The organism is Erysipelotrichaceae bacterium 66202529, from assembly GCA_017161075.1.
Taxonomy (GTDB): domain Bacteria; phylum Bacillota_I; class Bacilli_A; order Erysipelotrichales; family Erysipelotrichaceae; genus Clostridium_AQ.
This window is the reverse complement of the sequence record CP046174.1, coordinates 3,925,404-3,951,045: the sequence shown is the minus strand read 5'-3', so window position 1 is coordinate 3,951,045 and position 25,642 is coordinate 3,925,404. Positions and strand designations below refer to the sequence as shown.

Genomic DNA, 25,642 nt, shown 5'->3' with positions numbered 1-25,642 from the left:
AATATGGAGGAAATGCAAATGGGAATGATTGCAAATTATCAACCAACCACTGACATTGAATTAGAAAAAATCACGTGCCTTGATGATGTGGAAGAATTACAAGAAAGTGAGGACATAGAAATTTGTGATATAGATAAAATGTGGGACGCACTTCATTTTTTACTGACGGGGAAATCTGCCAGCGAACCGATTGAAGATGATTTAATCAGTGAAGCGATTGTAGGACAGTTCAATATATCTGAAGAAGACTTTATATCTGGAACGAAAGCTGATAGGGTGAAAGAAATAGCCAGGGCGTTGCAAGAAATTGATTTTGAAACATATCTTGATAAATTTGATATGAGTGCGTTTTCCCAAAATGATATTTACCCCAATATTTGGGGATACGAAGATGAAGCAGATGAAATTAAAGATGATTTAAGAAATTCATTTGAAAATTTGAAAAAGTTTTATGAAAAAATGGCAGCACAAGAGAGCGCCGTTTTAGTGTCAATCTATTAACTGTATAATTTCAACTGTTGCTGAAATAGCAAAGTCAGCCGATCCAGTCAACGGTCAAGATGAACGGCGCATAAATGCGCCGCCGTTGACAGTCCCGTCCGCCTTTGCTAATAGGCAATCAAGGCGGGAAAGCCCTTAAAATGGCTTCCCGCCCATTTCAATTTTGAGAGAAAAATCCGGCTGCTTTTTCGAGAGTGTGTCCACAAGTTCGGGACATTTTGTCCCGAAGTCTGGCGTGGGACGAGGGACGGGGGCTTTCATATACGCCCTGTCTGCTGATGAAACCAGTCCTGCGGTTGCGGCTCCACGCCACGCAATCACAGCCCCGTTTTCCTGCCGCTTCAAATGCCCTTGCCCTCCCCGGCGGCAATGGCATTTTTACGGCAACGCCGACAGAGCGTATAACACACTACACTTTGCAAGCAAAGTCGTGTGCCAAGGGGCAAGCCCCTTTGGAAACCCCGGACAACAAAACAGGCTGAATATCTCGCACTTTCCCGGTGCTTGATACTCAACCTTTATTTGTTGTCAGCAGCCCCCGTTTCGTGGTCTGCGTGTAGTTCCTTGTAAACTGACCTAAATGGAGGTGTAAATATCATATTGTATTTGCACCTAAATATAGAAGATTAGCAATCTATGGAAAATATAAAAAAGAAATTGGAAAGATATTGAGAACGATATGTGAAAGAAAAGGAGTAACGATATTAGAAGCAGAGTTGTGTCCAGATCATATCCATATGCTAGTGGAAATACCGCCAAAATATAGCGTATCCGCATTTATGGGAGAGCTAAAAGGAAAAAGCAGTTTAATGATATTTGACCAGTTTGCAAATTTGAAATATAAATATGGAAACAGGCATTTTTGGGCAAGAGGTTTTTTCGCAGATACAGTAGGGAAAAACACGAAAATGATACAAGAATATATACAAAATCAATTAGCAGAAGATAAACTCGCGGATCAAATGAGTATGAAAGAATTCATTGACCCGTTTACGGGTGAAAAAGTAGTAAAAGAAGGCAAATAAAAAGGCTCTTTAGAGCCAGCCAGTGAAGATGGTGCGTTTGGTAGCCCTTCAGAGCGTGAATAACGCCGCTGGTAACAAGCCCTTATAGGGCTCACTCAAACCACTAGTTCAACTAGTGGTTATGATTTATCAAGAAAATAGCCATAGAAACAATTTTGATAACCGGATTGAAATGAAAAACATAGATAGCTGAAGTATGAAAATGCAAAATATTGCAAAAAAGTGCATGATGTTATATACTTTACAAATAAAGGGAAAGGTGGAATATGTATGCTGATTGCAGAAAGACTGGATAAAATTGTGGCCTTCCTCAATGATCATAACGGGGCGACAATCAAAGAATTGGCTGATCAGTTGAATGTATCAAAGGACACAATACGTAGAGATTTAATGCGGTTGGAGAAAGACCATCGTATCGAGAGAACCTTTGGGGGAGCAGTCATACATGATGTTAAGGCTCCCGCCTTCCAATATAAAAAACGTCATAAAATGCATATGGAAGAAAAAAATGAAATTGGAAAAAAAGCTGCTGAGCTTGTACGGAATGGAGATTCCGCGTTTTTTGGATCTTCCTCAACTGTCGATGCGGTAATACCTTTCTTAAAGGATTTAAGGCTTGATGTCATTACAAATTCTATGACAGTGGCACAGGGCTTTGCAAATATTGGAAATGACAGCATTTACATATTGCCCGGAAATATAAAAAGAAAACATATGAGAATTGTTGGTTCAGATACAATAGATAAAATAAACAGCTTTTTCACAGATTATGTATTTTTGGGAGTAATAGGCTGCGATGCCTATGGCATATATACAAGTACAGTTGAAGAAGGCAATGTTAATAAGGCGATGATTGCGCATGCCCAAAAGGTAGTGGTATTGGCAGATCATAGCAAATTTGGCTTAAAAGGCCATTATTTTATCAGCGGTTTAGATAAAATAGATATTTTAATTACAGATCGTGAAGTAGAGTATGAGATTGAAAAAGCGTTGCGTGAGGCTGATGTAGAGATTTTGATTTGTAATAAATAAAGTAAGATAAACAGCTATCCTTTTTTATACAAGAAATAAACTACTCACAAATATAAAAAAAGCAAAATTATCTCCAAATAGGATGATTTTGCTTTTTCAGCTCTTCTTCTATTAGGTAATAGCACGAATTAAACACCTAAATTGTATAGCATCACATGTATCGTAAATAGCTGTTGTGAATTATATTATCATTATTGAGCATATGAACGACAAACGTCATTTTTTACGAAGTAAGGGTAGCTCACTCAGCATTTTAGAAAGATTCATCAGATCCCAAGGAAGATATTCAGCAATTGACAGACCAACAATATTATAAAGGTGATCAATATCCTGCAGTAATCGCGTTATTGCTTCAAAGGCTGCTCCTGGTTTAATGATTTTCAAACGATCAAAATAAACATCAGGGTTCGCTGAAGATTGAGATCGGAATGAAGACAGATCCAATACATCGATATCTAAATGGATAAGTATATTCGCTACATTCATAGAACGAAGCTTATTCAGCACGGCATCACTGTTATTAGCAAATGCTTCAGGAGGAACATTATTAAAAGCATACTTTTGTCCTAAAGAACGCGAAAATTCCTTTTCTGTATCGTTAACGCCGATATGAAGCACATGTGAGATATCTATTTTCTGTGTGACAAATTCACGAAAATCGACATCACCTTCCCCAAGAAAGGAAGAAAGCACCATAGCATGATAATCTGTAGTTTCCCCGGTAACAGAAATATCTCCGTGCCGGTCTATCCACAGGATAGCGGTATTTTTTATCCCGTATTTATCCAATAAATATGTAAAAGGGGCTAGACTAATGCTACAATCGCCACCAAAGACAACGAGCTTACCAGGCTTTTTCGTCTTTAGCGTGTTGAGAAGTTCATTTGCCTGCTTTAATATAGAGGATTTATATGCAATGCCGTCTTCAATCATGGTCGGATATTCTTCTACTAGAGGAAGCTCCAGTGTTTCATCCTCAGAATCCGGTGAAAGATAGGAAAGTATCTTAGCGCCAAATGCATATACAAAGCGGTTTCCACCCTCCCATTGTGGATAGATAATTCTTAAAGTTTCTGTTTTCATTTCATCACCTCATAATGATAATATATCACAATGCATAAAAATGCAATAGTTTGCATTAAATTTAAAATATTTATGCAAACTATTGCAAAATATTGCGTAATGTGCAAGAATTATAGCGTAAGGTATGCATCAAAATATCCTAGGCCTTTGATGTTCATGAATTACATAAGGAGAAAAAATATGAAAGACAAGATTTTCGGAACATTACAAAAAATGGGAAGATCATTTTTGCTTCCTATCGCTGTTTTACCTCTTGCCGGTTTATTTCTGGGGATTGGCTCTTCTCTTACTACATCAGGTTATATCGCAGAAGGCTCTATGCTGTATAAATTCCTATGTGTTTTAGGAGATTGTGGGGATGCGGTATTTAGTATATTACCGTTGCTTTTATGTACTGCTGTTGCGTTGGGATTGGCAAAGAAAAATAAAGAGGTTGCTGCAATCTCAGCAGTATTTGCGTATTTTGTAATGAATATGGCAAATGCAAGTGTTGTAAATAACTTTATGGATGTTGAGACATTACAACAGACACCAGGGCTGATTAGTGACTTTTTAGGATTCACGAATTGTATGAACACCAGCGTATTAGGCGGTGTTATTATGGGATATATTGTATCTGTTTTGCATAACAGATATTACAATATCAAGCTGCCTGAATTGCTTTCCTTTTTTGGTGGATTAAATTTTATACCGATAATCTCTACAATCGCTGCGATTTTATTAGGTTCGTTTATGACACTGATTTGGCCTGCAGTGGCATCAGGCATTGCAGCTTTAGGAATTGCAGTTGCGAAAATGGGATATTTTGGTACCTTCCTTTATGGCTTTATTTACCGCCTTTTAATTCCAACTGGATTGCATCATGTCTTTTACCTTCCGTTTTGGCAGACTGCTATTGGCGGATCTGCGATGATCAACGGTGAGATGCTGTATGGCTGTCAGAATATTATGATCGAGCAATTGCGTATGGGGCTGCCTATCAGTGCGGAGGTAGGAAGATTTTATTCAGGCGAGTTTGCAATGATGATGTTTGGTCTTCCAGGTGCTGCTTTGGCTATGTACCATACGGCCTTTGCAAAAAATAAAAAGAAAGTGAAAGGCTTATTGCTGTCTGCTGCGTTAGCGTCCTTTCTAACAGGCATTACCGAGCCTATTGAATTCTCTTTCTTATTTGTTTCCCCGTTACTTTACTTTGGAGTTCATTCCGTACTTGGCGGGTTATGCTTTATGGCAGCACATATGCTTGCCTGCGGTGTATGTAATAATTTCTCTGCAGGGGCATTGGATTTCCTTTTGTATGGTGTAATTCTTGGGGAAGAACGAACCAGGTGGATTTATGTAGTGCTTATAGGTATTGTTGCGTTTGCAGTTTACTATTTCCTGTTTAAATTCTTGATATTGAAATTCAATTTTAAGACTCCTGGACGTGAAGATACAGAGGAAGCTGTTCGACTGCATTCAAAAAAAGAATATTTAAACAAGGGAAAGCTGGAGAAAAGTGCTGTTATTCTGGAAGGACTGGGAGGATTAACAAATATTATTGATATAGATGCCTGTGCAACACGTTTAAGAGTGCGTTTACAGGATGGCAGCAGGGTACAGCAAGATTTATTAAAGCAATCAGGATCTGTGGGCATAGTTTTAAAAGGAAATAGTATTCAGGTGGTATATGGGCCTCAGGTGTCAAATATACGAACAGACCTTGAAGATTATATAATGCAGATTGAGGAAGAAAAGAAAGAAGGAGAATTAGTAAATGAAGCTTAGAAACAGAATTTATCAATTAACAGGAGCCGAATATGGAACACTTGGCAGTGTTTATGCACTCGCATATAAGGACGGATATATACTGATTGACACAGGGATGCCGGACGCTTTGGATGTGATGAAACGAACGATGACTTATTGGTCTATTGATGAATGTAAAATAACACATGTATTTTTAACACATGGGCATGACGATCATTGTGGAAATGCAGCATATTTTCAAAAATTAGGTGCTGAAATCATAATAGGGGAGGAGGATGCAGTAATGCTGAAAAGTGGATGTCTAGGTAAGAACAGTCCCTGTATCAACCATATCATGCCTCCCTGTGATCCTGATTACCTGATTACGAAGGATGAAAGCTTTCTTATTGGTGATATACGACTGCAGGCATATAAAATGCCCGGTCATACAAACGGCACTGTTCTTTATATAGCTGAAATTGATAAGGAGACAGTTGTATTTTCAGGAGATTTCTTTTATCCCTGTGGAGAACGAGGAGAGTTTGCACAAACCGGATGGAAGGGTGATTTAACCTATAATCCGGATAATATGACGAAAAGCTTTACGCGGTTATATGAAATGGAGCTTAAACCGGATATGATTTTAAGTTCTCATGGTGTACCTTTATTTGGTGAAAAAGCCAAAAGCTGTATTCAGATTGCGTTCAAATATCATATTTTAAATAATAGATAGATAATAGTGAACAGGGGATGCTGCAGTGTGCAGGTATCCCCTTAAATAGAAAGAAGGAGATTGCAATGGTAACTATAAAGGAGATCGAGCGTCCTGAAATAGAAACAGATTTGTTTCCGGTTATGCTAAGTGATGAAACTATGCTTAAACGTAAGGAAGCAATCTTAAAAAAAATGAAGCAGGATGCAGTAAATGCAATAATCATATATGCTGATATGGAGCATGGCTCAAATTTTGAGTATCTTGTCGGCTTTCTTCCGCGATTTGAAGAAGCCTTACTTGTACTGCATGAAAATGGAACAGCCTATCTCGTTCTTGGAAATGAGAATTTGAATAAGGCAGAAAAGGCTAGAATAGAAGCTTACCCTGTGCATATGCCGCATTTTTCATTACCGAGACAGCCAATGGACAGGAATTGCTCAGTTGCGGATATATTAAGAGAAACGAATATCGATTCTGCCAAAAGAATTGGTCTGGTTGGCTGGAAATATTTCACCAGCAGCTGTGATAATAACAAAGAACTATTCGATATTCCTAACTATATTATTGAAGCGATCAAGCAGGTGACCTCAGGAGAATTATGGAATACAACCTATATGTTTATAGGGGATAACGGTGTGAGATTATGTAATAATGCCAATGAATTTGCGCATTATGAGTTTGGGGCTGCTCTTTCGGGAAATTGTATTTTGCAGGCACTGGATACCATAGCTATAGGTGTTTCTGAATTGGAGGTAGCACAATCTCTGGACTGCTTTGGACAATATCATAATGTTGTAACAATTATGGACAGCGGTCCCCGTTTTGTGAAGGGGAATATGTATCCAAGTGCAAAAAAAATTGCCTGGCAGGATCCTATTTCTATAACAACTGGATTTAAGGGTGGGTTACAAAGCCGTGTCGGATTTGCTATAACATCATCTAAGGAGCTTCCAGCAGGGCAAAAGGATTATATGGAAAAGGTAGTGTATCCTTATTATTATACTGTTCAGCAATGGTTGGAAACTATTCATATCGGGATGCGTGGTAAGGAATTGTATGACCTTGTAGAAGCCTGTTTACCCAAAGGGATTTACGGCTGGAATCTGTGTCCCGGACATTTGTGTGCGGATGAGGAGTGGCTGACCTCTCCAATTTATGAAAATTCAAATGAACAGATCAAAAGCGGTATGCTGTTTCAGATAGATATCATTCCCTCTTTAAAAGGTTATCAGGGAATCAATTGTGAAAGCGGTATATTGATAGCGGATGAAAAGCTGCAGAATGATATAAAAGCGGAATACCCCGGGCTTTGGGCAAGAATTGAAAGACGTAGAGCATATATTATAAATGTATTAGGAATTCATATCTCAAAGGAGATATTACCGACTAGCATAGCTACAGCATATTGCAGGCCATTTATGTTGAATAAAAAGGCAGCTTTAATATGCCGGAAAGGGTAAATATTATGTTTGTAAAATTAAGGAAAAAGAAACAAATGCATATGAATGCAGTTGTAAGCGGTGAACAGCTTCCAGCTGAAAACATTAAGGATGAGATATTTGCTCAGCAGCTACTGGGGAAAACCTTTGCAATTAAACCGCAGGATGATATGATTACAGCGCCTGTAAGTGGTACGTTAGAGGTTTTGTATCCAACAGGGCATGCATTTGCAATACGTATGGAAAACGGTGCAGGAGTTTTGGTACATATCGGAATTGATACTGTTTCTTTGAAGGGGAAAGGATTTCAGATTTTTTGTAAGCAGGGGGATAAGGTAAAACAGGATCAGCCGATTGTTCGCTGTAATGTTGAGAATTTGGTGGCAGAAGGATATGATATGACAGTTATGATGATTGTTACGCAACTGCCTGCAGATGCAAAGGATGTGAGCTTTATTTCAAAAAGAAATATTTCTCAGGGTGATGCTGTTGGAACATTTGTTTAAGATGTTTTATATCAATCTATGAGAAGCTGATATTCACAAGGATATGAAAAAGGGTAGTGCTAAAAAGCTTATAAATAGGGGGATAGCTTTACTACAAAGCAGTAATATAACCTTTTATTTGGCATGATTTTAACGAAGATTCTATGTGATACCATGTGAAAATGCAAAAAAATCTTCTGTTCCGGATAAAAGTGTGTTATGATGACAATGCTTAAATTCAAGGCTAACGCGATACTTAGGGATGAACAATAAGTATCGCTTTTTTTGCCGGATAGAAAGAAGAGAACATGAAATTTCAAACATTAAACATTACAGAGCCTATTCTAAAGGCGATAAACGAACAGGGATATCTGACTCCCACGCCGATTCAGGAACAGGCAATACCATATGCACTGCAGGGACGAGATATTCTGGGCTGTGCACAGACAGGTACCGGAAAGACGGCAGCATTTTCCATACCGACAATTCAATTACTAAACAGGCATGAGAAAAGATACATCCGTTCCCTGATTGTAACACCAACCAGAGAGCTTGCTATCCAGATACAGGAAAATATCTGTGCATATGCAAAGCATACCAGTATTCGCAGTGCGGTAATTTTCGGTGGTGTTCCACAGAAGCCGCAGGAACGTATCTTAAGGGCAGGTGTGGACATTCTTGTGGCTACACCTGGCAGACTGAATGATCTGATTCAGCAGGGGATCGCAGATATCGGACGAATAGAAATATTTATTCTGGATGAAGCAGACCGTATGCTGGATATGGGCTTTTTACCAGATGTGAAACGCTTGATTGCAAAGCTGCCAAAGAAGAAGCAGACACTGTTTTTCAGTGCTACGATGCCAAAGGAAATACGCGCTCTTGCGGAGTCACTGCTGAAGAATCCAATCAGTATCGAGGTAACACCAGCAGCTACTACGGTGGAGAAGATAGATCAGACCTTATATTATGTGGATAAGGCAAATAAGAAACGCCTGCTGCTAAAGCTGTTAAATAAAAAACGGGTACAAAACGCTCTGGTTTTCACCAGAACGAAAAGCAATGCGAACCGTCTTGCGAAATATCTGAATGAGGCCGGGGTAGCTGCCGGTGTCATTCATGGCAATAAATCACAAAATGCCCGTCAACAGGCACTGCTGCAATTCAAGGAAGGCAAAAGCAGAGTACTGGTCGCTACCGATATAGCCGCAAGAGGGATAGATGTACAGGAGCTGAGTCATGTATTCAATTATGATATTCCAAACGAAGCCGAGGTGTATGTTCACCGTATCGGGCGTACCGGCAGAGCAGGAAGACAGGGAACCGCTATCGCATTTTCCGATATCAATGAAGCAGAGTATATTAAAAGTATTGAAAAGCTGATTCGTATGCGCATTCCGGTTCAGGAGGATCGTGAATTTCCAATGCGTAATATGGAAGTATCTGCACCAACACCGCAGCAGCATAAAAGAAAAAGAAGCACTCCTTCAAAATCGGCTTCCAACGGTAATGAAAAGCGCAGAGCAGCATCCGCAAAGGCATCACAGAAGCCGGCAGCACCAGCCGGAAAGCAGAATCACAGACGCAGAAGTCAAACGCAGAAACGTCCTGCGCACGCTGCATAACGTTCATCAGAAAAGATAAAGCCTTTTGTAAATGAATATATAAAAAAGATTTCAAAGCCATATGATTACATAAATCATATACCGGCATAAGAAATCTTTTTTTATGATGATTGTATAATTTAATACAGAAATTGGTTTATGTGTTTGATGAATTAAGCATCATAGCGCATCATCCACGAGCCCTTACGATAATACAGGAACAGCCACAGGGCACTGGCAATCCAGGTAATCGGCCAGCCCATAAAAACGACTCCGATATCATGAAACAGCGGAACACTGGTAAGAATCCAGGCCATGCGCAGACCGCACCAGCAGGTCACCATAACAATCATCGGCACAGTCGTGATGCCTGCACCGCGTATGATTCCGTTAAATGCATGCGATATTGCCAAAAAGATATAGCCGGGTGCCAGAATATGCATCATATACAGACCATAATTGATAACGGTTGGATCACTGGAGAATATTGCTAAAACATTCGGCCCGAGAATCAGCAATAATGCGGAAATACAGACAATGGTCAGCACACTCATCAGAATGCCGGTCTTTGCCCCCTGTTTCACCCGGTCATACTTTTTAGCTCCCATATTCTGTCCGGTAAAGGTTGTCAATGCCATGGAATAGCTCATGACTGGAAGGATAGCGAAGCCGTCAATCTTGGTATAGGAGCCGCATCCTGCCATGGCGAGAGAGCCAAAGGCATTGATATTGCTTTGTACAATGACATTGGAAAAGGATACAATGGCATTCTGTAAGCCGCTAGGCAGACCCAGCCGGACAATTTCATAAAGCATATGTCTGTTGAAACGAATGTGCTTCAGCTTTACCTGATACTCCTCTTTTGTCCGCATGAGCAGCAGCATGGTCAATATAGCGCTGATGGTCTGTGCAATCAATGTTGCCCAGCCGACACCTGCAATACCCATGTTAAATACAATAACAAACAGCATATCCAGAAGGATGTTGGTAACAGAGGAAACAATCAGAAAGTAAAGCGGATTTTTGGAATCCCCGACAGCACGCAGGATACCGCTTCCCATGTTATACACCATTACGGATAAAATCCCTAGAAAATATATACGAAGATAGAGTACCGAGCTGTCCATGACATCATTTGGTGTTCCTACCCATTCCAGTACATATGGAGAAATGAGTACGCCGATTACAGTCATGGCAATTCCGGCCGTAAAGGTCAGTGCCAATGATGTGTGGATGGCGATTTGCAGCTCCTCTTTACAGCGTGCCCCGAAATAACGGGATATAATAACGCCGGCTCCTACTGCAAGGCCCATGAAAAAGCTGATCAGCAGATTGATGACAGGTGCGCTGGAACCAACAGCCGCCAGAGCCTGTGCACCGATATAATTTCCCACCACAACGGAATCCACTGCGTTATACAGCTGCTGAAACAGGTTACCCAGCAGCAGCGGTATGGAAAACAGCAGAAGCTCCTTCCAGATGACTCCCTCAGTCATCAGACCTCTGTTTTTTGACTTCTCTTTATTCATTTCACTACCCCTTTGATATTTGTTATTTATTATACGCCTGTTTATTACTGAGGTAAATGTAAAATAAACAAAAACCTTATTCGTTTTTATTTGGATACATATAGTCATAGCTAATAAAAAACAGGAATCAGCAAGCAACAGGACGGATATGAATAGACAGGCTTTGTATTTTGTTTCTTGGATTTTCCTGAAAAATGCATATTGTCAAACAAGCTGGAGATTGCAATTACCTGGTAGGAATTTTATCCGCATACAGCATTTCCTGGGAAATAGGCATAGATTCTATGAAAGTACATTTTTCCATAAATTTTCACTTAAAAAACATTGTAATTTACGGAAGCATTTGTTATCGTATAAATGCTCACGCAAATGTCTTCATATGATATACTAGAATAGAACAGGAAAGAGGTCATAGATATGGATAACAACGAAATACTGAGCCTGCTGGAACAGGAGTACCTGCAGGAGTACAGAAAAATACAAAATCGACTTCTTAAAAAAATAAGAGAGAGCAGTTATCTGAATGTGGAGCTGCATGATATTGCTAATCAGTTATATACCGCACAGCTTCGAAAGCAAAAGCCCGCAGATATATATAATGGAAGTGAAGATGCCTTTTTAAACGGTATCATACGCAATGTACCGGAACCGCTGCTGTTAAAAAACAGGAAAAGCAGCATGGGAAACCGTGCAGTAATTATCATCCTGGTAGCCGTTATTATTCTGATCAGCTTTTATGCAATCAGCCGCAGTGTGGCGATTGACGATCAGAAAAGAGCAATGGGGTATTTGCAGGAATCCAGCAATTACCGTACCATTCAGCAGGAAACAAAGGAAAATGCAGCATTTACCTTCAACCTGAAGGAGCTTTCTTCCAATGAGGGACAGAAGATATATGAAGGGGAAGGCAATACCATTTATATATCAGATGTAGAGGAAGAACCGAGCGCTTACCTGATTTATTTTGAGGCAAGCGGTGAATTCAGCTCCCAGGGAGGCAGTATTGTATCCGTTGTTTCTCATGATATTGAGAAAAAGCATAAGGCGTATGAGCTGGAGGGCAGTGTCAATGCATTGCTGGATAGCGGTACACAGGAGCTTCCATGGATGTATCTGAGTGTGAATAAAACTAAGAATAAGGATGAATACGGCTTCCGTCTGGATAAAGCTCTGGTTGAGGGACAGGATAGCGTGAAGCTGCAGCTAAAGGATCTTGTAAAGACAACATGGACACACAAATAGTGTGTCTTTTTAGATAGCGAATAGAATAAGAAAAGTCATGCAATTACTGTTCTGAATATCAGCTTCTGCATGACTTCTTTTAGTTTTTTCTTACAAGAAATAAATTTTACAGTGGAAAAAGTACAGCAGGGATCGAAGCTTTCAGAAGCATAGATATTCAACAGCAAAGTTGTATTCTGGAGTCATTCTCCTTTTTTGCATCTGCAAGCCTTTAAGCCCAGCGCCCAAAGTATAAAAATTATAAAAAGCCAACGCTTATAAGCGCGGTAAGAATTATTATGTAAGGTGTATTGTTACCTTTTTATGATGCTTTCAACTGCTGTGTTTATCACATGCTTCCTGCATAATTGCATAAGCTTTCATAATATAGCAAGAACATACGCGGTGTGTGTCAAATACAGAAAAGAGCTGTGCTTGTACAGCCCTTTTGGTTATAGTGTGATACTGCTTTTCAGGAATGCTGCAGAGATTGTAAAATGGCAGGTCGTATGTCTTCTTCAACATCCAGCATATTCATAGCATCTACTGCACTGATATTGATACTTTGCATCAGTTTTGTCACATAAAGAATGGTTGTTTCCACTTTTCCTTTTTCCAGGCCCTTCTCCATACCTCTCTGCTCGATAAAATCACTAAAGTTGCACATATCCATGACCTCCTTATCTATCTCCTTCTCCATTAGTATACCATACGTCTTCTGTAATTGTTTCTTTTTATCCTCTACTGCGAGATTTTTTATAAACAAAATCTTTAATAGCTCCAGCAGCCTTTGCTTATTCTCATCCTCCTGCTCTCCTGCATTCGGAATATCCTGTGCTTTTCGTACACCTTCCTTTTTCGGATACACCATGACTGCTGTGATCAAATCATAGTCCTCCTTTGCGGCATGCCATATCTTTGTTTCACATGTTTCCTGTATCTTATAGGTGTTGATGACATCGTTTTTTTGATTGCTGTGACCGATACAGATCCATATGGAACAGACCTTTTTGATTTTACCATAATCGGAATGCTGAAATCCATCCCTGGGATGCTTCTGTCTTGCCATCAATCTACTGCAATAGTACAAAGCTCGCTTGATCAGAGGATAGCCGGGGTTATCCTCTGCCTGGCTTTCCAGGTTGATGATTAAGCGAAGCCTCTTTTCCGAGGGTGTATTCTTATCCGGAGTCAACTGCTTTGATGGTATCACTGCTTCAAACTGAATATCGTATTTAATTTGGGCTCCCGGTATGGACTCATCCGTAACCTCTATCTGCTTATCATCAATATGTTCGTACTCCGCTGTATTCTTTATGGAAGACATTTCGATATAGGACGGTATGTCCTCCAGTGGAACCTCTGCGTATTCCGGAATACAGCCCTTCATGACATAGGCGAGTATCTGCTTGTTTGATAACAGCTTTTTACAGTACATGTCATATGCCTTTTTATCATCATAACAACTAATCATAGCTGCTGTCTCTGTATTTGTATTCATGATCATATCCTTTCTTTCTGATATTGCTATTTGTATTTCAGGGATATGATCTGGTGGAGCTCTTATTTTGCTGTTGCTTTCATTAGCATATAGAAGTACCTGCTGTTTAATTTCATACGCTGTAATGGATGCAACAAAAACAAGGCAGTCCTTACCGCCGACAAGCGGTGTTCAGCTGCAGCGTGTTACACAGGGATGGGAAAGAATAACTTAACTTGTTAAAAGCATAAGAAAAAACGCTTCTAGCAAGCGGTTGAGCTACTGAAAGGCCGGGGCTTTTGTGGATGAATACCATGTAAATGGCTTGTATTATTTATATAGTTTCTCATAGACCAACCTCTCCTTTTTTGTATCTACAGTGTAGCATATATCCTGTCGGAAATACAGAAAAATCAAAAAACCAGAGTATGAAAAAAATATTTCTCATGTTAGCGTTGACATCATGTATTTGCTCTATATGTTGTATAACGAATATGATACGTCCTGTAAGCTGATACAGCTTTGTTTTTGCTTTCCATACCGTTTGCTTATAAGGGATTAAGAAAATTTAGGTGTTTTGAAAAAAGAATCCATATATATGAATGCTATTGCTTCCTGATTATGCGATTGATAGGTTGATATTATCAGGAATATGATTACGAATGAATCATTATAAGGAAGAAAAACAAGATAAAAGTAGAAAACGTACAATCCCTCTCTTATCTAGAAATGCCTTACTACTCTGAACTTATGGAAAAAGTCAAATTATCACTTTACTTTCACCATTTCCCCGTGATATAATTAGTAAACGGGTAGAAATCTCTACTCCCCGCTCTATACATAACGGATATAGGGCCTAAAGACCACGAGGAGGTGTACAGAATGAAAAAATATGAAATCATGTACATCGTGAACGCATCTTTGGATGATGCAGCACGCACAAAGGTAATGGATGGCTTACACAAAATCATTACTGACCACGAAGGTACTATCGACAAGGTAGACGAATGGGGCGTGAAAGAGTTCGCGTATGAAATCAATCACATGAAAAAAGGTTACTATGTTGTAATGAACGTAACTGCCAACAACGAAGGAATTCATGAATTCGAGCGTCTGGCACGTATCAACCACAGCATTGTACGTTATATGATTATCAAAACTCAGGACGAAGAGTAAGACTTAGGAGGATGGACATATGATCAATAGAGTCGTATTAGTCGGTCGTTTAACGAAGGATCCTGTCTTGCGTAAGACTGCAAACGGTGCATCTGTTGTTTCATTTACTGTAGCATGTACCCGCCGTTTCAAACAGGAGGGTCAGCCGGATGCTGATTTCATCAACACGGTTGCCTGGAATAAAACAGCGGATATCGTAGCACAGTATACTCATAAAGGCTCTCTGGTTGGTGTGGAAGGAAGAATCCAGACACGCAGCTATGATGACCAGAGCGGTAAACGCGTGTATGTAACAGAGGTTGTCGCTGACAGCGTACAGTTTCTGGAAAGCAAAAGCGCTGCTGCAAGCAATGCGAACAGCAATGCCTATGTACCTGACTATGAGCAGGGAAACAATCAGGGCTACCAGAGTGACAACAGCAGCTCTCAGTCCTACTCCAATGACTTTACAAGCAGCGATACATTAGATATCGCAAGTGATGATTTACCATTTTAATGGTAGAAAGGAGATTTTCTATGGCATTCAAAAAACAGCGTATGGGACGTAAAAAAGTATGTTACTTTACGAAAAATAAAATTGAAAGCATCGACTACAAGGATGTTGAATTATTAAAAAGATTCATTTCCGCTAACGGAAAAATCATTCCAAGACGTGTAACAGGTACACGTGCAAAATATCAGCGTATGCTGGCTACTGCAATCAAACGTGCACGCCAGATGGCTTTACTGCCTTACGTAAGCGAATAATATCGCAATTTCACTCCATCTGTCGCAGGATGGAGTTTTTTCATAGGAAGGAGCAACGCTATGAATCATCAGACACGTAAAATTACAGAAGGAGCCATGATGTGTGCCATTGTCGGGCTGATCCTGTTTGTCAACCGGCAGTTTGGAAACATGCTGGAATACTTTATGTACTGGGTATTAACCTTTCCCATCCTTGTCTATACGGCAAAATACGGAGTACGAAACGCCCTGGTTCCCTCTGTCAGCATGCTGCTGCTCTCCTTTATGATTAGTGCACCCACTACAATTTTTTATCTCTTTAGCTGCATCGTTGTCGGGCTTGTATATGGTGGCGGGGTGAGAAAAGGATGGAAGAACGGTACTCTGCTTGTGTTCAGTGGTATTTTCACATTCTTTTCCTATCTGGTCACAACGATCTTATTTGCGGCTGTATTCGGCTATGACCCGGCAGATGATATGGAGCTGGTAAGGACCATCCTGGATTTTATGAACATTCATACCGGCATTGACCTAGTAAAGATGGTGATGATGGTTGTCGTCCTGACAGCCGTTCTCATGAGTGTCTTGCAGGCAATCTGCATCCATATGATTGGCAATATACTGCTTACTCGTCTGAAAATCAAGGTGCACCCTATGCAAAATGTCCTGAATATTCGCGCTCCCAAATGGAGTGGCTGGCTGATTCTTGTCATTTGGGTTCTATTTTATAGCCGAAATGTGCTAAAATTAAACCAAGAGGCTTCGACCGTACTGCTGTCGGCGTATCTGGTATGCAAGGTCTATGCTATTACCTGCGGTGCCATGTGCAGTATGGGTATACTCGTACTGCTTCAAAAGCGTACCTTCGTGTTTCTGGTCATGATTGCAGCTTTTGTACCCTATGTGCAGGATGTCCTTGCGTTGCTTGGTGTTGCGGATATTCTGCTGTTACTGAGAGATAAAATGAAACGAGGTGTCATAAATGGATCGTTTGGAAAATTTTAAGGTTCAGATAACCATTATCCTGATTGCGGAAGCGGCGGCACTGTTTGTGCTGTATATGGCCGGTATTCCGGGATTACAGATCATACCGATGGCGATTCTGCTTGTTTTGAATATTCTTGTCATTATCTGGATCGTCTTGAAATATGAGCGTGACAAGGAGCAGCGGGATATTGATATATCCCATATCCTCGGTCATGATGCCAAGGATGCGCTTTCCTTTGGAGAGATTGGTATCATCACCTATGATGAACAGTATAATGCGACCTGGATCAATGATTTTCTGGAGGAGCGTTCTGTGAATATCGTCGGGAAAAAGCTGACAAGCTGGATTCCAGAAATCACGGATCTTTTCAACGGCTCCGTGGATGAAATCACGGCAAAGGATCCGGAAGGTGGATTTGTGTATGAAATCGTTCGGAAGGAAAACGGACAGGTACTGTTTGTACGGGATATCACCAAGCTGGAAACCATAACCGAACGGTTTAAGAGGGATTCCGTTGTAGCGGGATTGTTACAGCTGGATAATTATATGGAAATACAACAGTATGAGGATGAAGGAACAATGGCGACCATCAATACACAGCTTCGTCAGCCTCTGGTGGAATGGGCAGGGCGTTATGGTATGTTTATCCGCAGACTGCGCTCTGACCGCTTTCTGGTCATTTTGAATGAAGCAATTTTTGAAGAAGTCGTACGGGATAAATTTGATATCTTAAACACCATACGAAAAAATGCAGAGGATATTGATGTTTCTATAACGCTGAGTATGTCGTTTGCCCGTGGAACGGATGATTTCCGTTTGCTGGATACGATGGTAAACGATCTGCTGGAGCTGGCACAGAGCCGTGGAGGCGATCAGGCTGCGGTTAAGAAATATGGGGAAAGTGTAAAATACTACGGTGGAAACAGTGAAGCCCGTGAAAAGCGAAGCAAGGTGCGTGTACGTGTCATGTCGCAGGCGATCAAAGAGGCAATCATGGAAGCGAACCGGGTATTTGTCATTGGACATCAGAATATGGACTTCGACTGTATGGGAAGTGCACTTTGCATGTCGCGGCTTGCGGCTGCGTATGGCAAGGAGGTCTATGTTGTATCAAAAAGTGGTGGAATCGAGCCGCAGCTGCAGGAAGCAATGAATCTGTATGCGGATAAGCTGGAGGGCCGTCACCGGTTCATCAGCGATCCGGACGCAAGCAAAATGATAGAGGATGATGATTTGCTTATAGCGGTTGACCATCACAATCCAAAGCAGACAGGTGCTCCGCTGACGCTGGCGGAGGCAAATCGAATTGTGGTAATCGATCATCACCGCAGAAGTGAGGACTTTATTGGAAATCCGCTTCTGGTCTATGTAGAATCCAGCGCAAGCTCTGTCTGTGAGCTAGCTACGGAATTCCTGCCATACCAGAATAACAAGGTTGGTCTGAGTGAGGAAGAAGCTACACTGATGTATGTCGGTATCCTTGTGGATACCAATCGCTTTAAAACCAGAACGGGCAGCCGTACCTTTGAAGCGGCAGCCTATCTGAAAAATCTTGGTGTAGATCCGATAACGGCGGAAAACCTGCTGAAAGAGGATTTTGGTGATTTTGAGGCGAAAACAGCAATTATGAAATATGCAAGGCAATATGCACAGGGAATCATCATTGCGGCAGTGGACAACAACCGTGTAGTAAACCGTACGCTGATGTCACAGGTAGCGGACAGCCTGTTGAATATTAAGGATATGGAGGCAAGCTTTGTCATTGGAAATATCGAGGATGGCAGAGTTGCCGTATCGGCCCGCAGCAAGGGTACGATCAATGTGCAGATCATCATGGAAAACATGCATGGCGGCGGTCATTTTACAATGGCAGCCCTGCAAAGAGAGCAAACAACGGTGAAAGCCGTAGAGGAAGAATTAAAGCAAATGATTGATGCATATATAAAAGAAAACAAGGAGGACGACGAAGATGAAAGTGATACTGCTAAGTGATGTGAAAAAGGTTGGAAAAAAAGGAGATATCGTGGAGGTTAGCGACGGCTATGGAAGAAACTTCCTGCTGAATAAGAATCTGGCTGTCATGGCTACGAAAAAAAGCATGGAGATTCTGGATGAGCAGAACCTGCAGCATGATCTGGAGGAAAAGCAAAAGGAATCCGCGGCAGAGGATTTGAAAAAGAAGCTTTCAACGATTACGCTGGAATTCCATGTGAAAACAGGAGAGGGCGGACGTGTGTTCGGCAGTGTTTCCACAAAGCAGATCGTTGCACAGCTGCATGATAAATACGGTATCCATGTGGATAAGCGAAAGGTGATTGACAATGATGCGATTACATCGCTTGGCTATACGGATGTGAAGGTGGATCTTTACAGAAACAAGGTTATCGGAACCATTCGTGTCCATGTGAATGGATAAGGAGGCTTTATGAGTAGAGAATTGCCACACAGTACCGAGGCGGAGCAGTCCATTCTCGGTGCGATGATGATTTATCCCAGCGTAACCAGCGTTGTGTATGACCAGGGGCTGGATGCGCGCGATTTCTATCTGGATATCCATCAGCGTATATTCTCTGCCATGATGGATATTACCGATAGTGGAAAACCGGTGGATGTTACCACGCTGATTGCCCGGCTGCAGGATATTGAGCAGCTGAATCTTGTGGGAGGAGCCGATTACATTATCAAGCTGAGTGATACGGCAATATCAAGCGCAAACAGCGTTTACTATATTGAAATGATCAAAAGCCGCGCCCATCTGCGCCGTTTAATTGAGGCAGCGGAGCAGATTGCGGAGGATGGCTTTGATACAGCAAATGATCTTGACGAAATCATGGATAAGGCAGAACGTGATATATTGAATGTCACCCGCAGCCGCCGTGCCACAGATTTCAAGAGCAGCCGTGAGGTTGTTTCCAATGTAATGCAGGAGCTGATCCGTCTGCGCTCCAGCGATAACCGTGTAACGGGAATCAAGACAGGATATACGGATCTGGATCGTATGACAAACGGCTTTCAGCGGGGAGATTTAATTATCCTTGCGGCACGTCCCGCGATGGGAAAAACAGCCTTTGCCCTGAATCTGGCCTTAAACGCATCCTTTTACAATCCCGGTGCGATTGCTATTTTCTCACTGGAGATGCCTGCAGAGGCATTGATGAAGCGTATTCTGAGTGCCAAATCCGCAGTGGAATCCAATAAACTGAGAAGCGGGGCTATTCTGGATGAGGAATTCAGTAAGCTGAATGAGGCTGCCAATGAGCTGATGGCAAGCAAGTTGTTTGTGGATGACAGCTCCAATATCAAAATATCGGAGGTATTCTCCAAATGCCGAAAGCTGAAAAGCGAGCACGGTCTTGACCTTGTGGTCATTGACTACCTTCAGCTGATCAGCGGAAGCGGAAAAAGCGGAGATAACCGCCAGCAGGAAATCTCTGAAATTTCACGTTCCCTAAAGGGACTTGCCAGAGAGATGGAGTGTCCGGTAATCGCCTTGTCACAGCTTTCCCGTTCTGTAGAAACACGTCCGGATAAGCATCCTATGCTATCTGACCTTCGAGAATCCGGAGCCATCGAGCAGGATGCCGATATTGTAATGTTTTTATATCGTGACGCCTACTATGCCAAGGATGATGAAGCAGAGCAGGACAATCCAACCGACCAGACCGACCTGGATATCGCAAAGCATCGTAACGGTGCGACAGGAAAGGTGGAGCTGGCGTTTCAAAAATCCATATCAGCCTTCTTTAATATTGCGCATGATGGATTCTCATAAACCGTATATATATTCAGGTGAAATACACCTGTGAAGCAGAGATTGAAGGGAGGCCGCTGATGAAATTTGCATTACTGGCCAGTGGTTCCAAAGGGAACTGCTGCCTGATTAAACATAAGGATACCAGGCTGGTTATAGACTGTGGAACAACGAGAAAATATCTAAAAAGCTGTTTTGAACAGATCAGCTATGATCCCATGCAAAGCAATGCACTCTTGATTACACATACCCATAGTGACCATGTTGCACAGATGAAGCTGTTTGATCCGATTCCTACCTATGCAACGCAGGATATCGCTACCAGTCATCTGCACGGCATCCGTCCCTATGAGCGCTTTGAAGTGCAGGACTTTCGTATTACGGTACTTCCCATGAGTCATGACTGTGAGGGAACAGTGGGCTATGTGATTGAAACCGAGGATGAAAAAATGGTGTATGTGACAGATACCGGCTATATTAAGGAGGAAGTGAAGGACTACATACGGGATGCGGACTATTATGTGTTTGAGAGCAATCACGATATCGAAATGCTGATGCAGACAACAAGACCAGTTTATCTGAAGCAGCGCATCATCGGCGATTGCGGTCATTTATGTAATGAGGATTGTTCCAATATCCTGTGTGATGTCATGGGGGAGAATACAAAGGAAATCGTTCTTGCGCATATCTCACAGGAAGGCAATACCCGTGATATGGCATTGACAACCTTAAAAGAAACACTGAAACGGAAACAGAAGGACAGAGAGGATCTCCGGCTGTATCCGGCTGATCAGTTTTCCATTTATACCGGAGGAAAATCATCATGAAGCGATTGACAGCCTTTCTGCTTGTGGCACTTATCGGATGGAATATTGTACTGACGATTTTGCATCTGCAGGTCAGAGAAACCACAACAGCCGCAAATGCACAGCAGCAGACTACACAAAAGGTGGAGCAGGCAAGTGTGAATATCACAAGTGATGTTACAAAGCTGGTCGCGGATAGTGAAAACAAGGTCGTGACAGTAACAGCGAAGGCAAGAGGACAATCCATTGATTCCGGCAGCGGTGCTATTTACAAAATACAGGGCAAGACCGTGTATATCATCACGAACAATCATGTCGTTGCGGATGGGGATGAAGCCGTTGTCACCTTTGCGAATGGCAAGGAACAGCAGGTCACCATCGTCGGTAAGGATGAATTGACGGATCTTGCATTATTGAAGACCGATGTGGACTTCAAGGCAGATGCCTTCACTATGGGGGATTCCTCTCTTGTGAAAAAGGGAGAATACGTCATAGCAATGGGAAGTCCGCTAGGAATTGAGTATCAGGGCAGCGTTTCCGGAGGTCTTATATCCGGTGTTGACAGACGCATGGAAATGGATATCGACAATAACGGTGTAGCAGACTGGGATGTGAATGTATTGCAGACAGATGCTGCTATCAATCCGGGAAACAGCGGCGGCCCGCTGATCAATATGGCAGGGGAGCTGATTGGAATCAATTCCATGAAGATTACGGATACCTCGGTAGAGGGCTTTGGCTTTGCATTACCGATCAACGAGGTGCTTCCAATCATAACCGAGCTGGAAAACAACGGCAAGGTCGTACGGCCGATCCTGGGAATCTCCGTGCAGCCGATTGAACAGCTGAGTATGCTGGATAAGGCTTATCTGGGCATAGATTCCAAGGTGGAAAGTGGTCTGCTCATTGTCAAGGTGGCATCACGTACCCCAGCTTCATCAGCAGGAATTAGGGAAGGCGACATTCTCGTTAAATTTGACGGTAAGGAAGTAAAGGATTATAAGCAATTCCGTCAGCTTCTCTACAGTCATAAGGTGAAGGATGAGGTTACCATCACCGTAAACCGCAAGGGTAAGGAAATTGAAAAGACGGTGACATTAGAATAATAAGGAACGGTATCCGGTGCAGCTTCTGTATATGGATACCGTTTTCTGAAGCTATAGAAAAGGAAGGTGGGAATTATATGCTGTATTTTACATCCGATCTGCATTTTTATCATGATAATATTATACAACTGACTTCCCGTCCCTATCAGGATGTAAATGAGATGAATGAGCGATTGATCGCAAATTGGAATAAAAAAATTCGTCCAAAGGATGAGGTGTATATTCTGGGGGATGTAACGATGAAAAGCTATGTCTATGCGCAGGAGGCGCTGAAACAGCTGCATGGGAGAAAATATCTGATTCGGGGAAATCATGATCGTTTTGTTCAACAGAAGGAGTTTGATCAATCGCTGTTTTCCTGGGTAAAGGAATACGCTGAGCTGAAATACGAGGGCTACCAGTTTATTCTGTTTCACTATCCGATTGCAGAGTGGAACGGGTTTTATCACGGAGCTATTCATTTGCATGGGCATCAGCATAATCCTGCACAGGTGAATGTTCACAATCGGGATAACGGATTTCGCAGATATGATGTTGGCGTGGATGCCAATCATCAAATGCCTGTCAGTATTGTGGATATCATAAATTTTTTTGAAGCCGAACCTAAAATCATGCATAAATGAAAAAGATGCATCTGCTTATGCGGGTCTTATTGTATGCATCTGAAGAATAATATGGGAGAGTTATAGCTGCTCCCTTTTTATTTATATAAGAAAGAGATTCGCATATTGTGAATTGATCAAAGAACGTATCCTTCAGAGTGGTGCCTTTTTCATATGAATGTGTAATTCCAGCTTCGCTTTTCTTCCTTTTAAATGGTCAATGCTTTCGTTCATATAGTATTTGATATTTAGTTATGGTAAAATACAGAAAGAATCAATTTTGTGATTTAATCATAGGATTGACTATAAAAGAGATAGCATTTATTAAATGGCTATTGTGTGATAAAGCACGAGTTATAGAGGTGGATCATGACAGAAAGAGAAAAAATGTTGGCAGGACAACTTTATGATTGTGGGGATGCCGAGTTATTAACGCAATGGCATAAGGCTAAAAATTTGGCAAGAGACTATAATCAAACAGACTCTGCCAATGTTCAAGAAAAAGAAAGAATTTTAAGTGAATTGCTTGGCGGAAAAGGTAAAAATCTTTGGATAACAGCACCATTTTATGTTGATTATGGTAATAATATCTATTTTGGTAATAACTGCGAAGTAAATATGAATTGTACTTTTTTAGATGATAATATTATCCAGATTGGAGATAATGCTTTGATTGCACCAAATGTACAAATATATACAGCCTTTCATCCAACAAATGCTACTGAGCGTTTTGGGGAGTCTAAAGAGGATGGTTCATTTGCGTTTTGTAAAACACAAACAGCACCAGTCATAATAGGCGATAATGTATGGATTGGCGGTGGAGCAATCATTATGGCAGGTGTTATGATAGGAGATAATGTTGTTATTGGAGCTGGAAGTGTTGTTACAAAAGATATTCCCAGTAATACAATAGCATATGGAAATCCTTGTCTAGTAGTGAGAGAAAATAAGTAAATTAGAATGTGATGAAGTAAAAGAACATTAAAAAGTTGAATTTGGAAAGGTGTCGTATGAAAATTCTGTCAAAGTTAGAAATAATTTCTTTAATCGAGGAAATAGCAAAATGTGAGAATAAAAGCGATAAAGACATTGATACGATAATTGCTAAATTGCAGAGGGGTGTTCTTGACCCGGAAATCTGCAATTATATATTTTGGAGTGAAATGACCCCAGAGGAAATAGCCGATAAAGTATTGGAGTATCAGCCGATCATCTTATAAATAAGAATTTATAGAGATACAATAATAGAGTTAGTAAGAAAAAATAGTGATTATTGTGCAGGAATAGATATATAGAAAAACAGAGTTTATTGGAGGAAACTATGGAGAAATTAAAAGTTTTAGATAATGAGATAACAGTGAAAAACAATCAATCATGAAGATTTTATATCACTTACAGATATGTTGAAATCAAAAGACGGTGAATTTTTCATATCTGATTGGTTAAGAAATCGTAATACAACTGAATTTTTAGGTGTATGGGAAAGTATGTTTAATCCAGATTTTAATTATGGCGAATTCGCCATAATTAAAAAGTAATGCGGGATTAAACAGTTATAAAATTATGTAAAAGAATGGTGTGTGAAAACGAATGCAATAGGTATAAAGGCAACGACAGGAAGATATGGTGGAACATATGCACAATCTGATATTGCATATGAATTTGCATATGAATTTTCATATTGGATTTCAGTGGGAGGAGGAAAATGATATGGCGATATGGATTGCAATAGGAGCGGCTATTTTATGTGCATGGTATGTGTTATTCGCGAATAAAAAAAGTAAATAAATACTAGTTTATTGAACTGGGAAATTGAAAGTTATAGAGGAGCGTTATACAATGAAAAAAAGAAAAATTGTTCGTGGAATTATATTGGCAGTATTGCTAGTTTGTATGGCGTTTTTGATATATTCCATAGTAACAGACCCATTGGGCGAACATGACATTATGTTTGCACTTGCTATTACTGCTGGATTTCTTGCATTAGGACAGGATAAGAAAAAAGAAAGATAAATCCCAGTTTGTAGAAGTTACAAAGACGAGTATTTTATCGAGCGATTGTGATATTCAAAATATAAAATAGAGGTGAAGAAATTGAGAGCTATACATCATGCGGTTTTAAATGAAATTAACTGTTCACGGACAGCTTCACAAACCATTTTAGATGTCGGTTTCGGAAATGGGTCATTTACTCAAGCAGTTTCTGCTAGATTTCCGTGTAGCAAAATCACTGCTATTGATATTTCTATTCCTAAGTTATTCTCATCTGGCAATATAACATTTATAAAAGGAAATGTTGAACAACTGCCCTTTGATTCACAATCATTTGATTTAGTTTTTTCAGTGCTATCGTTACATCACTGGAAAGAAAAAAATAAAGGAATTAACGAAATATATAGAGTTCTTAAAAAAAATGGAAGACTTATTATTGGGGATCCATTACTTGAAGATTGGATGAGCAATCGTATTCTTGGATTGTTGATGCAAGTATTAGATGGAGGTTCCTTTACAGATAAGAAAAGGGTTAGTGAATATCTAAGCATTGCAGGATTTGAAGATATTAGTATAAGTCTTATCCCTAATACGATGAAGTCACTATATCTTATTACGGCAAAAAAGTAATACATATTCCCGTTTGTTGAAGT

Annotated in this window: 25 protein-coding genes and 2 pseudogenes; 24 read left to right on the top strand and 3 right to left on the bottom strand. The window is 40.7% G+C overall.

Going from position 1 to position 25,642, the window contains the following annotated elements; translation table 11 throughout:
- Positions 1-3 precede the first annotated feature (3 nt).
- The 4 genes and pseudogenes from GKZ87_18655 (at position 4) to GKZ87_18640 (ending at position 2,558) form a co-directional block, all read left to right on the top strand.
- The gene (locus GKZ87_18655; GenBank protein ID QSI27367.1) at positions 4-501 is read left to right on the top strand and encodes a DUF1877 family protein; all 498 of its coding nucleotides are present in this window, start codon (positions 4-6) and stop codon (positions 499-501) included.
- Positions 502-664: 163 nt separating this feature from the next.
- Positions 665-983 (top strand): annotated as a pseudogene (locus GKZ87_18650) (hypothetical protein).
- A gap of 117 nt (positions 984-1,100) precedes the next feature.
- Positions 1,101-1,526 (top strand): IS200/IS605 family transposase, encoded by a 426-nt coding sequence (gene tnpA, locus GKZ87_18645; protein ID QSI27366.1) that lies wholly within the window; start codon positions 1,101-1,103, stop codon positions 1,524-1,526.
- 270 nt (positions 1,527-1,796) lie between these two features.
- Entirely contained in the window at positions 1,797-2,558 is a 762-nt protein-coding gene (locus tag GKZ87_18640) for a DeoR family transcriptional regulator (protein ID QSI27365.1), read from the top strand.
- Positions 2,559-2,774: 216 nt separating this feature from the next.
- Here GKZ87_18640 and GKZ87_18635 read toward each other — a convergent pair whose 3' ends face one another.
- Complete coding sequence (locus GKZ87_18635) at positions 2,775-3,641, bottom strand: arginase family protein (GenBank protein ID QSI27364.1); 867 nt, start codon at positions 3,639-3,641, stop codon at positions 2,775-2,777.
- A 180-nt stretch (positions 3,642-3,821) separates the two neighbouring features.
- On the opposite strand from GKZ87_18635, the gene GKZ87_18630 reads away from it, so the two are divergent.
- The 5 genes from GKZ87_18630 (at position 3,822) to GKZ87_18610 (ending at position 9,633) form a co-directional block, all read left to right on the top strand.
- A complete protein-coding gene (locus tag GKZ87_18630; GenBank protein QSI27363.1) occupies positions 3,822-5,408 on the top strand; it encodes a PTS glucose transporter subunit IIABC in 1,587 nt (528 codons plus the stop codon).
- Complete coding sequence (locus tag GKZ87_18625) at positions 5,398-6,102, top strand: MBL fold metallo-hydrolase (protein QSI27362.1); 705 nt, start codon at positions 5,398-5,400, stop codon at positions 6,100-6,102. Before GKZ87_18630 ends, GKZ87_18625 begins: the two co-directional genes overlap by 11 nt.
- Positions 6,103-6,167: 65 nt before the next feature.
- A complete protein-coding gene (locus GKZ87_18620; protein ID QSI27361.1) occupies positions 6,168-7,544 on the top strand; it encodes a Xaa-Pro aminopeptidase in 1,377 nt (458 codons plus the stop codon).
- Positions 7,545-7,549: 5 nt separating this feature from the next.
- A complete protein-coding gene (locus GKZ87_18615; protein ID QSI27360.1) occupies positions 7,550-8,029 on the top strand; it encodes a PTS glucose transporter subunit IIA in 480 nt (159 codons plus the stop codon).
- Between the two features lie 287 nt (positions 8,030-8,316).
- Complete coding sequence (locus GKZ87_18610; protein QSI27359.1) at positions 8,317-9,633, top strand: DEAD/DEAH box helicase; 1,317 nt, start codon at positions 8,317-8,319, stop codon at positions 9,631-9,633.
- Between the two features lie 152 nt (positions 9,634-9,785).
- Here the strand turns inward: GKZ87_18610 and GKZ87_18605 are convergent, their stop codons facing one another.
- A complete protein-coding gene (locus tag GKZ87_18605; protein ID QSI27358.1) occupies positions 9,786-11,141 on the bottom strand; it encodes an MATE family efflux transporter in 1,356 nt (451 codons plus the stop codon).
- A gap of 417 nt (positions 11,142-11,558) precedes the next feature.
- Between GKZ87_18605 and GKZ87_18600 the strand changes: the two genes are divergently transcribed.
- Complete coding sequence (locus GKZ87_18600; protein ID QSI27357.1) at positions 11,559-12,383, top strand: hypothetical protein; 825 nt, start codon at positions 11,559-11,561, stop codon at positions 12,381-12,383.
- Positions 12,384-12,834: 451 nt separating this feature from the next.
- Here GKZ87_18600 and GKZ87_18595 read toward each other — a convergent pair whose 3' ends face one another.
- Entirely contained in the window at positions 12,835-13,869 is a 1,035-nt protein-coding gene (locus GKZ87_18595) for a hypothetical protein (protein ID QSI27356.1), read from the bottom strand.
- Between the two features lie 855 nt (positions 13,870-14,724).
- Between GKZ87_18595 and rpsF the strand changes: the two genes are divergently transcribed.
- The 14 genes and pseudogenes from rpsF (at position 14,725) to GKZ87_18525 (ending at position 25,619) form a co-directional block, all read left to right on the top strand.
- Entirely contained in the window at positions 14,725-15,018 is a 294-nt protein-coding gene (rpsF, locus tag GKZ87_18590; protein QSI27355.1) for a 30S ribosomal protein S6, read from the top strand.
- Between the two features lie 19 nt (positions 15,019-15,037).
- A complete protein-coding gene (ssb, locus tag GKZ87_18585; protein QSI27354.1) occupies positions 15,038-15,514 on the top strand; it encodes a single-stranded DNA-binding protein in 477 nt (158 codons plus the stop codon).
- A 20-nt stretch (positions 15,515-15,534) separates the two neighbouring features.
- Entirely contained in the window at positions 15,535-15,765 is a 231-nt protein-coding gene (gene rpsR / locus GKZ87_18580; GenBank protein QSI27353.1) for a 30S ribosomal protein S18, read from the top strand.
- A 60-nt stretch (positions 15,766-15,825) separates the two neighbouring features.
- Entirely contained in the window at positions 15,826-16,749 is a 924-nt protein-coding gene (locus GKZ87_18575) for a DUF2232 domain-containing protein (protein QSI27352.1), read from the top strand.
- Positions 16,727-18,724 (top strand): DHH family phosphoesterase, encoded by a 1,998-nt coding sequence (locus tag GKZ87_18570; GenBank protein QSI27351.1) that lies wholly within the window; start codon positions 16,727-16,729, stop codon positions 18,722-18,724. Before GKZ87_18575 ends, GKZ87_18570 begins: the two co-directional genes overlap by 23 nt.
- Positions 18,702-19,148, top strand: coding sequence for a 50S ribosomal protein L9 (rplI, locus tag GKZ87_18565; GenBank protein ID QSI27350.1), 447 nt, complete (start codon positions 18,702-18,704; stop codon positions 19,146-19,148). The genes GKZ87_18570 and rplI overlap by 23 nt, the downstream gene beginning before the upstream one ends.
- A 9-nt stretch (positions 19,149-19,157) precedes the next feature.
- Positions 19,158-20,504 (top strand): replicative DNA helicase, encoded by a 1,347-nt coding sequence (gene dnaB, locus GKZ87_18560; GenBank protein QSI27349.1) that lies wholly within the window; start codon positions 19,158-19,160, stop codon positions 20,502-20,504.
- Between the two features lie 59 nt (positions 20,505-20,563).
- Positions 20,564-21,310 (top strand): MBL fold metallo-hydrolase, encoded by a 747-nt coding sequence (locus GKZ87_18555; protein ID QSI27348.1) that lies wholly within the window; start codon positions 20,564-20,566, stop codon positions 21,308-21,310.
- Entirely contained in the window at positions 21,307-22,395 is a 1,089-nt protein-coding gene (locus tag GKZ87_18550) for a PDZ domain-containing protein (GenBank protein ID QSI27347.1), read from the top strand. The genes GKZ87_18555 and GKZ87_18550 overlap by 4 nt, the downstream gene beginning before the upstream one ends.
- Before the next feature lie 77 nt (positions 22,396-22,472).
- The gene (locus GKZ87_18545) at positions 22,473-23,018 is read left to right on the top strand and encodes a hydrolase (GenBank protein QSI27346.1); all 546 of its coding nucleotides are present in this window, start codon (positions 22,473-22,475) and stop codon (positions 23,016-23,018) included.
- Positions 23,019-23,366: 348 nt separating this feature from the next.
- Positions 23,367-23,951 (top strand): sugar O-acetyltransferase, encoded by a 585-nt coding sequence (locus tag GKZ87_18540; GenBank protein ID QSI27345.1) that lies wholly within the window; start codon positions 23,367-23,369, stop codon positions 23,949-23,951.
- Positions 23,952-24,007: 56 nt separating this feature from the next.
- Positions 24,008-24,217, top strand: coding sequence for a hypothetical protein (locus GKZ87_18535; GenBank protein ID QSI27344.1), 210 nt, complete (start codon positions 24,008-24,010; stop codon positions 24,215-24,217).
- A gap of 101 nt (positions 24,218-24,318) precedes the next feature.
- Positions 24,319-24,706, top strand: a pseudogene (locus GKZ87_18530) (hypothetical protein).
- Positions 24,707-25,082: 376 nt separating this feature from the next.
- Positions 25,083-25,619, top strand: coding sequence for a methyltransferase domain-containing protein (locus GKZ87_18525; protein ID QSI27343.1), 537 nt, complete (start codon positions 25,083-25,085; stop codon positions 25,617-25,619).
- Positions 25,620-25,642: the final 23 nt, after the last annotated feature.

Excerpts from the sequence above, each read along its gene's own strand:
- GKZ87_18655 (QSI27367.1), top strand. The coding sequence starts at position 4 with ATGGAGGAAATGCAAATGGGAATGATTGCAAATTATCAACCAACCACT.
- GKZ87_18640 (QSI27365.1), top strand. The coding sequence starts at position 1,797 with ATGCTGATTGCAGAAAGACTGGATAAAATTGTGGCCTTCCTCAATGAT.
- GKZ87_18635 (QSI27364.1), bottom strand. The coding sequence starts at position 3,641 with ATGAAAACAGAAACTTTAAGAATTATCTATCCACAATGGGAGGGTGGA.
- GKZ87_18630 (QSI27363.1), top strand. The coding sequence starts at position 3,822 with ATGAAAGACAAGATTTTCGGAACATTACAAAAAATGGGAAGATCATTT.
- GKZ87_18625 (QSI27362.1), top strand. The coding sequence starts at position 5,398 with ATGAAGCTTAGAAACAGAATTTATCAATTAACAGGAGCCGAATATGGA.
- GKZ87_18620 (QSI27361.1), top strand. The coding sequence starts at position 6,168 with ATGGTAACTATAAAGGAGATCGAGCGTCCTGAAATAGAAACAGATTTG.
- GKZ87_18615 (QSI27360.1), top strand. The coding sequence starts at position 7,550 with ATGTTTGTAAAATTAAGGAAAAAGAAACAAATGCATATGAATGCAGTT.
- GKZ87_18610 (QSI27359.1), top strand. The coding sequence starts at position 8,317 with ATGAAATTTCAAACATTAAACATTACAGAGCCTATTCTAAAGGCGATA.
- GKZ87_18605 (QSI27358.1), bottom strand. The coding sequence starts at position 11,141 with ATGAATAAAGAGAAGTCAAAAAACAGAGGTCTGATGACTGAGGGAGTC.
- GKZ87_18600 (QSI27357.1), top strand. The coding sequence starts at position 11,559 with ATGGATAACAACGAAATACTGAGCCTGCTGGAACAGGAGTACCTGCAG.
- GKZ87_18595 (QSI27356.1), bottom strand. The coding sequence starts at position 13,869 with ATGATCATGAATACAAATACAGAGACAGCAGCTATGATTAGTTGTTAT.
- rpsF (QSI27355.1), top strand. The coding sequence starts at position 14,725 with ATGAAAAAATATGAAATCATGTACATCGTGAACGCATCTTTGGATGAT.
- ssb (QSI27354.1), top strand. The coding sequence starts at position 15,038 with ATGATCAATAGAGTCGTATTAGTCGGTCGTTTAACGAAGGATCCTGTC.
- rpsR (QSI27353.1), top strand. The coding sequence starts at position 15,535 with ATGGCATTCAAAAAACAGCGTATGGGACGTAAAAAAGTATGTTACTTT.
- GKZ87_18575 (QSI27352.1), top strand. The coding sequence starts at position 15,826 with ATGAATCATCAGACACGTAAAATTACAGAAGGAGCCATGATGTGTGCC.
- GKZ87_18570 (QSI27351.1), top strand. The coding sequence starts at position 16,727 with ATGGATCGTTTGGAAAATTTTAAGGTTCAGATAACCATTATCCTGATT.
- rplI (QSI27350.1), top strand. The coding sequence starts at position 18,702 with ATGAAAGTGATACTGCTAAGTGATGTGAAAAAGGTTGGAAAAAAAGGA.
- dnaB (QSI27349.1), top strand. The coding sequence starts at position 19,158 with ATGAGTAGAGAATTGCCACACAGTACCGAGGCGGAGCAGTCCATTCTC.
- GKZ87_18555 (QSI27348.1), top strand. The coding sequence starts at position 20,564 with ATGAAATTTGCATTACTGGCCAGTGGTTCCAAAGGGAACTGCTGCCTG.
- GKZ87_18550 (QSI27347.1), top strand. The coding sequence starts at position 21,307 with ATGAAGCGATTGACAGCCTTTCTGCTTGTGGCACTTATCGGATGGAAT.
- GKZ87_18545 (QSI27346.1), top strand. The coding sequence starts at position 22,473 with ATGCTGTATTTTACATCCGATCTGCATTTTTATCATGATAATATTATA.
- GKZ87_18540 (QSI27345.1), top strand. The coding sequence starts at position 23,367 with ATGACAGAAAGAGAAAAAATGTTGGCAGGACAACTTTATGATTGTGGG.
- GKZ87_18535 (QSI27344.1), top strand. The coding sequence starts at position 24,008 with ATGAAAATTCTGTCAAAGTTAGAAATAATTTCTTTAATCGAGGAAATA.